Origin of the sequence: Thioalbus denitrificans (assembly GCF_003337735.1) — a bacterium.
Classification (GTDB): Bacteria; Pseudomonadota; Gammaproteobacteria; order DSM-26407; family DSM-26407; genus Thioalbus; species Thioalbus denitrificans.
On record NZ_QPJY01000002.1, the window covers coordinates 618,914 to 626,774 of the forward strand.

Below are 7,861 nucleotides of genomic sequence, written 5' to 3' on the forward strand. Positions count from 1 at the left end.
CTTGTCCAATCTGGTTATTAGTCCGGGTAAGCGCGTCCGAGTTCCCTTGCTTTTCCGACCCTGTTCACGCCCTGCGGCAGCCGGTTGGCTCACCGGCCGCGGGCGCCAGGGCGGAACAGGTCCCGGAGCCGAAAACCGCCTGCCCCAAGCCATCAATCCCTGACCTTCGTTCTTCCTTGTTTTCCTGCCCGCCGCGGCGCTGCCGGGGATCCGCCGACCCCGCCCCAGCCACTCAGCTCACGCTGATCCGCAGCGACGCCGCGGTCGCCAGGGGCGACAGCGACAGGGCCAGCACCAGCATCGCGCCGAGGAAATACATCTGGCCGGTGACCGGCAGGCCGGCGGCCGCGGCATCCACGGCGTTGGCGCCGAAGATGAGCACCGGCACGTAGAGCGGCAGCACCAGCAGGGAGAGGAGCACGCCGCTGCGACGCAGACCCACCGTCAGCGCCATGCCGATGGAGCCGATGAGGCTCAGCAGCGGGGTCCCCAGGGCCAGGCTCGCCACCAGCGCGGGCATGGCCTCGATGGGCAGGAAGAGTAACACACCCAGCAACGGGGCCAGAACCAGCAGCGGGAGCCCCGTCACCAGCCAGTGGGCCAGCACCTTGGCCAGCACCAGGACCGAGACGGGATGGGGGCTCAGCAGCAGCTGCTCCAGGGAGCCGTCCTCGTAGTCGGAGCGGAACATCATGTCCAGCGAAAGCATGGTGGCCAGCAGCGCCGCCACCCAGATGACCCCGGGGGCGATCATCTGCAGCACCCGCGATTCGGGGCTGACGCCCATGGGGAACAGGCTGATCACGATGACGAAGAACAGCAGCGGGTTGGCCAGCTCGGAGCGGTGACGGAAGGCCAGGGTCAGGTCGCGCCGCAACAGCAGCGTGAAGGCACGGGTCAGGCTGGGTTCATTCATGCGCCGAGGAGTATCCGGGTCACGTGCGATTCGTCCATGCGCAGGGGCTGGTGGGTGGTGAGCATCACCATGCCGCCGCGATTCTTGTGGCCGAGAAGCATGCTCTCGATGAAATCCACCCCGTGGACATCCAGGGCGGTGAAGGGCTCGTCCAGCACCCACACCCGGGCCTGGAGAATCAGCAGGCGGGCCAGCGCCACGCGCCGGCGCTGGCCGGCGGAGAGGAAACGGCTGGGCACATCCTCGTAACCCGCCAGCCCCAGGTGCTCCAGCGCCTCCACCGGCTCCATGCCGCTGGCGCGCCCGAGCCCGCGGGCCAGGTTGAGGTTCTCCACCGGGGTCAGCTCCCCCTTCACGCCGTGGGCATGGCCCACGTAGGCGAGCTCGGCGAAGTACTCGGGGCGGCTGGACTGGATATCCTCCCCGCACCAGCGCACCTCGCCCTGGGCCGGCGGCGACAGGCCGCAGAGGATGCGCAGCAGGCTGGTCTTGCCGCTGCCGTTGCGGCCCTGCACCTGCAGGATCTGCCCCGGCTCCAGGGTGAAGTTCAGGCCGCGGAAGAGCACGCGGTCATCGCGCACGCATTCCAGGTCCACGGCCTGGAGGGAAACCCCGGCGGCGGTTCCGGTGTCTGGCGACTGTACCTGCACGGCTGGCTGCATCATCCCCCCGAGTGGGTAAAAAACCCGCTTATACTACCAGCCGCCCGCCGCCGGCCGCCAGCGCACTCACGGTGAGGGGCGGTGGGTGATGGGGGATGAAAAAGGCATCGTTACCGAAGACAGGCACTCACTGCGTGTTCCGTGTTCAGTGAGTGCGTGAGTGCGTGAATGCGTGAATGCGTGAGTGCGTGAGTGCGTGAGTGGTGCCCTTATCCATTCACCCTTCACCCCTATCCCCTCACCCGACAGTCACTGAATCAACTGGTCCAGTTCAGCCGCCAGCTGCTGGGCGGTGATCCCGTGGGCGAACTTGGTGATGAACACGCCGTCGGGATCGAGCAGGTAGAGCGATGCGGTATGGTCCATGCTGTAGCGGTCAGGGGGCGCCCCCTCGGGCAGATACTTCTCGTAGCGGACCCGGAACTGCTCGGCGACCCGCTCGATCATCTCCGGCGTACCGGTCAGCCCCACCAGCCGGGGGTGGAAATAGCCCACGTACTGGCGCATCACCGGCGGGGTGTCACGCTCCGGATCCACGGTGATGAACAGCGGCTGGATCCGTTCCGCCTTCTTCCCCAGTCCCGAGAGTCCGGCGGCCATCACCTGCAGGGAGGTGGGACAGATATCCGGGCAGAAGGTGTAGCCGAAATAGATCAGCTGGTAGCTGCCGAGGAAGGTTTCATTCGTCACCAGGGCGCCGTTCTGGTCCAGCAGCATGTAGCGTCCCACGAGCTGCGCGGAGGGCACCGCGGCCACCGTATCATCAAGCACGGTGTGTCCCTTCTCCCGTCCGATGGCGGGCGTCTCCTCGCCGAAGCAGCCGGCGATGGCCTTGAACTGCCCGCGCATCATGTCCGGATAGAGCATCGGCCCGGGTTCGAGATCCGAGCCGAACGAGTCCAGCTTCACCTGCTGGACCCCCTCGGTCTGCAGCAGGCCCAGGTTCTCGGCGGGAAACGCCGCCTCGTAGAGCAGGCAGGTGGCCTCGCCGGAACCCAGGGTCGCGCGGGCCTTCAGCAGGGAGGCGGCATCCGCGGGTCCGCCGGGAAGGGCGTTCAGGCTGCCGGCGCTGCGCATGGCGTAGGCCTGGGAGAAGTACTGCTGGGTGGGATCGTAGAGGTAGACCCGGCCGGACTTGAGCGCCCGGTAACTCACCTCCAGTTCCCAGTCCAGCGAGGAGAGCACCGTGCGCATCCGCTCGCGGTTCTGCATATAGAGATGCTCCCGCCCCGGGTCCATCTCCACCAGGAGCTCCGCGATTTCGTCCAGCAGTATCAGGGCATTGCGGGTGTCCAGCCAGAAGAACGGGTCACGCAGATCCGGATTGCCCGGTGCGGAGAGAATCTTCAGGTTCTGGTTGTCCAGCAGCGCCAGCACCCGCCCGCGCGACTGGATTCCCGGCAGCGCCTCGGCCAGCCCCTGCTCCAGTTCGGGCCCCACCCAGAACACCAGGTCCGCCTCGGCGATGCGCGCCTGCTGCACCGCCGTGGGCCGGTAGGTCAGCGGCGAACCGGAATCGATCAGCAGGGTGGGTTCCGCCACATTCTCCATCAGCCCCGCCACCAGCGAATGGATGGGCTTGATGCTGACCACCACCTTGGGAACCTCCGCCGCCCAGGCACCGGAGGTAAGGAGCAGCAGGAACCCGGCCAGGGCCAGGCGAACAGACAGGAGACGCATGTGCAGAACCCTCGTGGAAAAGCGACGGTCGCCATGGTAGCCGGGTCCGCCCCGGCATTATTTGACGTGGCTCAACCCAGGGAACGATCGTTGCAGTGCTTTCCGCCACTACCGGCCGACAGCAGGCGCAGAAACCACATTTTATTGATTTTTATCAGTTATTCGGCGCTTTCCGCGAAAGTTGCCTGGAGCTCACTGATGGCGGCGTCCACCCGGCCGCTGAAACCCGCCTCGGCAGGACACGGCTCCCCCGCCTTGAGGAACGCCAGGTAGGCCGCGTTGGTGCTCTCCTCGAAGGCGAGCCCGAGGGCGCGCTCCTTGGGCAGGTTGTCCACCATCGCCCGTTTCATGCGCCGGGTCTCGTCCACGTAGCCGCAGGCCAGGGCAACGCCATTCTCCGCCCCCAGGGCGCGCACCACATCGTAACGGGTCTCCACATCCGCGGCGGCAGCCGCAAGGGAGCCGAGACCGAGGGCAAGGGCAGACAGGAAAGCAGCGATTTTCATGGTATCCGGAGTCCTGAAATTGTTTTGATGATGGTGGCAAAGCATGGCCGCGAAGGCCGGCCGCATCAAGCCCGGGAGCGCACGCCGCATGGAGCGCCCGGAGCCGCCGTTATCCCTTCCGCACGGCATGCTTGGGCCGGAACGCCTTGACCACCGCCTCATCGGTCTCCAGGTAGGGACCCTCGATGAGGTCGATGCAGTAGGGAACCGCCGGGAACACCGCGTACAGGCAGTCGGCGATGGCCGAGGGCTTGCCCGGCAGGTTGATGATGAGCGACCGGCCGCGAATGCCGGCGATCTGTCGCGAAAGGATGGCGGTGGGCACCACCTTGAGCGACACCGCCCGCATCTGCTCGGCGAAGCCGTCCAGGATCTTGTCGCAGACCGCCTCGGTGGCCTCGGGCGTCACGTCCCGCGGCGCCGGGCCGGTACCGCCGGTGGTCACCACCAGGCAGCAGCCCTCGCTGTCGCAGAGATCGCGCAGGGCCGCCTCGATTTCGGACTGCTCGTCGGGGACCACCCGCGCCACCGGCTCCCAGGGCGTGGTCAGAATGCGGCCCATCTCCTCGCGGATGGCCGGCCCGCCCAGGTCTTCGTACTCCCCGCGGCTGGCCCGATCGGAAACGGTGACGATGCCGATGCGTACCTTCTCTTCGCTCATGGGAATTCCTTAGTCCGCAGTTCAGGTATGGCCGTCATTATACGGAGCCAGGGAGCAGCCGCCAGTGGGTTGAGAATTGCACAGACCGCCTGAAGATTCACCACGAAGGCACGGAGGGCACGAAGGAAAACGTGAAGAGAGGCGGGATATGTTCAAATCCCTCGAAAGCACAGGCCCACTGTTTGTGTCATTCCTAATCCGCGTAATCTGCGTAATCTGCGGATAACAGTCTTTTTCCTGTCAATACTGTCTATTTCTATTCCAATGCGAACTCCCGCAGCCGCACCGGCTGCCGCCGGGCGCCCCAGTCCCCGGGCCGCTCATCGAACACGCCGGCACAGGGGGTGCCGCACTTGCTGCAGCGGCCGTCGGCGGTGAGATTCCAGTCGGAGAGCAGGTACCAGTCGCGGCCGATGAGCTTCTGGCCGCAGTGGTGGCAGTAGGTGCTTTCGCCCGTCTCGTCATGGACGTTGCCGGTATAGGCATAGCGGACACCGTTCTTCATGGCGATGGCCCGCGCCCGGGTCAGCGTCGCCGGCGGGGTGGGAGGATGATCGAGCATCTTGAAATCGGGATGGAAGGCGGTGAAGTGCATGGGCACTTCGGGGCCCAGGTGCTCAACCACCCACTGGGTCATCTCCTCCAGCTCCGACTCCGAGTCATTCTCCCCGGGAATGAGCAGGGTGGTGAGCTCCACCCACACGTCCGTCTCGTGGACCAGGTACTCCAGCGTCTCCAGCACCGGTTGCAGGTGACCGCTGCAGAGCTTGTGATAGAACGCCTCGGTGAAGGCCTTCAGATCCACGTTGGCGGCGTCCATCCAGCTGAAGAACTCCTTCCGCGGCTCGGGGCAGATGTAACCGGCGGTCACCGCCACCGACTTCACTCCCCGCGCCCGGCATGCCTTGGCCACATCGATGGCATATTCGTGGAAGATGACCGGATCGTTGTAGGTGTAGGCCACGCTGCGGCAGCCCAGCGCCTCCGCCGCCCGGGCGATGGTCTCCGGATCGGCCTGGTCGGCCAGGGTGTCCATCTCCCGCGACTTGCTCATATCCCAGTTCTGGCAGAACTTGCAGGCGAGATTGCAGCCGGCGGTGCCGAAGGAGAGGATGGGGGTCCCCGGCAGGAAGTGGTTGAGCGGCTTCTTCTCGATGGGATCCACGCAGAAGCCGCTGGAACGGCCGTAGGTGGTCAACACGACCTCGCCCCGCTCGCAGGCGCGCACGAAACACAAGCCCCGCTGGCCCTCCTTGATGCGGCAGAAGCGGGGACACAGATCGCACTGCACCCGCCCGTCCTCGAGCTTGTGCCAGTAGCGTGTCGGCACCACGGTCTTCAGCGGTTCGCTGTTCATCGTCTCTCCCCTGCCCGGCCAGGCCGGAGCACTGAGATCACCCCTCTCTCCTCTAAGTGTGAATGGCACCCCCGCGATTGCAACCGTCCGGCCCGGTTTCAGCACCCGGATCTATACTGATCGGCAGGATGGCGCTTACAACGCCAGAGCCCATGTCATTGACATTAATTTTCAATACATAGGGTTGACTTGGCTATTTAATGTTATACATAAACAGCGATCCGCTGGAGGCACAGCCCATGTCACTGGTCCGACAACCCGCCGTGGCCAACCTGTTCTACCCCGGGGACCCGCAGGAACTGAAGCGCATGGTGGACGGCTACCTGGCCGAGGCGTCCGCGGAAAGCCCGCCGCCCAAGGCCCTGATCGCCCCCCACGCCGGCTACATCTACTCCGGCCCCATCGCCGCCACCGCCTACGCCACCCTGGCTCCGGTGCGGGAGACCATCACCCGCGTGGTGCTGATGGGCCCCTCCCACCGCGTCCCTCTCTACGGCCTGGCGGTCAGCAGCGCCGAGCGCTTCGAAACTCCCCTGGGCTCCATACCCCTGGACCGGGAGGCCATCGATCGGGCGCTGACACTGCCCCAGGTCAAGGTCATGGACGAGGCCCACGCCCTGGAGCACAGCCTCGAAGTGCACCTGCCTTTCCTGCAGGAGGTACTGTCCGCGTTCAGCCTGGCGCCGTTCGTGGTCGGCGACGCCACGCCCCGGGAGGTGGCCGAGGTGCTGGAGCTGCTCTGGGGCGGCCCCGAGACCCTCATCGTCATCAGCTCCGATCTCAGCCACTACCACGACTACAGCACCGCCCGGGAGCTCGACGCGGCCACCTCCGCGGCCATCGAGGCCCTGCACCCCGAGGAGATCAGCCACGGCCAGGCCTGCGGCCGCAATCCGGTCAACGGCCTGCTGGTGCTGGCCAGGAAGCACCATCTCAAGGCCCGGACCCTGGACCTGCGCAACTCCGGTGACACCGCCGGTCCGCGCGACCAGGTGGTGGGGTATGGCGCCTATGTCTTCAACTGAGCCCGGGGCGGTCTACAGCGCCGCTGATCGCCGGCGGCTGCTGGAGCTGGCCGCCCGCTCCATCGAGCACGGCCTCGAGCGCGGGGCCCCCTTGAGCGTCGATCCGCAGGACTACCCGGAGACGCTACAAGCCAGCCGCGCCACCTTCGTCACCCTCGAGATCGGCGGGCAGCTGCGGGGCTGTATCGGCGTGCTGCAGGCGTTCCGCCCGCTGGTGGTGGACGTGGCCCAGAACACCTATGCCGCCGCCTTCGAGGATCCGCGCTTTCCGGGGCTGCGGCCGGCGGAGTTCCCGCGCCTTGAAATCCATATCTCCGTCCTGAGCCCCGCCGAGCCCCTGCGGTTCTCCTCCGAGGCCGACCTGCTGGACCAGATCCGCCCCGGGATCGACGGACTCATCCTCCAGGACCGCGGCCAGCGCGGCACCTTCCTCCCCTCCGTGTGGGAACAGCTGCCCCGGCCGGAGCAGTTCCTCGAACATCTCAAGCGCAAGGCCGGCCTGCCCTTCGGCCACTGGTCCGACACCCTGCAGGTAGCCCGCTACACCACCGAATCCTTCGGCGCCACGGTGACGGAGCTGTTCGGCGACGCGCCGGTGCGGGCCTGATTCAGGCAATGAAATTTCACCACGAAGGCACGGAGGACACGAAGAAAAACGCGAAGAGATGCAGGGTGTAACGAGCCACAGACTGCCATGCTGACGTGTTTTGACCCATCGAAAACCCAGGCCCTATCGTTTTTTTGTCATTCTTAATCTGCGTAATCTGCGGATAAAAAATGTCCAGGCATCGCGGCTGGAAGCCGCTCCTACGGGGGGGTGAACAGGGCGGCCGGCGACCACCCGCCGGCAATCCCATCCCACCGCAGGAGCGCCATCCTGGCGCGACGGGCACGGCCCGGTCCAGGCATCGCGGCTGGAAGCCGCTCCTACGGGGGGGTGAACAGGGCGGCCGGCGGCCACCCGCCGGCAATCCCATCCCACCGCAGGAGCGCCATCCTGGCGCGACGGGCACGGCCCGGTCCAGGCATCGCGGCTGGAAGCCGCTCCTACGGG

The 7,861-nt window shown here is 66.2% G+C and carries 8 protein-coding genes; 2 read left to right on the forward strand and 6 right to left on the reverse strand.

Features of this window, described 5'->3' with window-relative positions; translation table 11 throughout:
• Positions 1–232 precede the first annotated feature (232 nt).
• The 6 genes from ccmB to amrS all read right to left on the reverse strand — a co-directional run bounded on the left by ccmB (position 233) and on the right by amrS (position 5,782).
• Entirely contained in the window at positions 233–916 is a 684-nt protein-coding gene (gene ccmB / locus DFQ59_RS07420) for a heme exporter protein CcmB (RefSeq protein ID WP_114279030.1), read from the reverse strand.
• Complete coding sequence (gene ccmA / locus DFQ59_RS07425) at positions 913–1,578, reverse strand: cytochrome c biogenesis heme-transporting ATPase CcmA (RefSeq protein WP_114279215.1); 666 nt, start codon at positions 1,576–1,578, stop codon at positions 913–915. Before ccmA ends, ccmB begins: the two co-directional genes overlap by 4 nt.
• A gap of 249 nt (positions 1,579–1,827) precedes the next feature.
• Complete coding sequence (locus DFQ59_RS07430; RefSeq protein ID WP_114279031.1) at positions 1,828–3,258, reverse strand: metal ABC transporter solute-binding protein, Zn/Mn family; 1,431 nt, start codon at positions 3,256–3,258, stop codon at positions 1,828–1,830.
• A gap of 158 nt (positions 3,259–3,416) precedes the next feature.
• Positions 3,417–3,764 (reverse strand): hypothetical protein, encoded by a 348-nt coding sequence (locus DFQ59_RS07435; protein ID WP_114279032.1) that lies wholly within the window; start codon positions 3,762–3,764, stop codon positions 3,417–3,419.
• Positions 3,765–3,873: 109 nt separating this feature from the next.
• On the reverse strand, positions 3,874–4,425 hold the full coding sequence (gene mog / locus DFQ59_RS07440) for a molybdopterin adenylyltransferase (protein WP_114279033.1): 552 nt from the start codon (positions 4,423–4,425) through the stop codon (positions 3,874–3,876).
• Between the two features lie 256 nt (positions 4,426–4,681).
• Positions 4,682–5,782, reverse strand: coding sequence for an AmmeMemoRadiSam system radical SAM enzyme (gene amrS, locus DFQ59_RS07445; RefSeq protein ID WP_114279034.1), 1,101 nt, complete (start codon positions 5,780–5,782; stop codon positions 4,682–4,684).
• A 239-nt stretch (positions 5,783–6,021) separates the two neighbouring features.
• Here amrS and amrB point away from each other — a divergent pair, with 239 nt between their 5' ends.
• Together amrB and amrA are read left to right on the forward strand one after the other, a co-directional pair.
• Positions 6,022–6,807: an AmmeMemoRadiSam system protein B gene (amrB, locus tag DFQ59_RS07450; protein ID WP_114279035.1), complete on the forward strand. Its 786-nt coding sequence runs from the start codon at positions 6,022–6,024 to the stop codon at positions 6,805–6,807.
• A complete protein-coding gene (amrA, locus tag DFQ59_RS07455; protein WP_170142072.1) occupies positions 6,794–7,414 on the forward strand; it encodes an AmmeMemoRadiSam system protein A in 621 nt (206 codons plus the stop codon). Before amrB ends, amrA begins: the two co-directional genes overlap by 14 nt.
• Positions 7,415–7,861 lie beyond the last annotated feature (447 nt).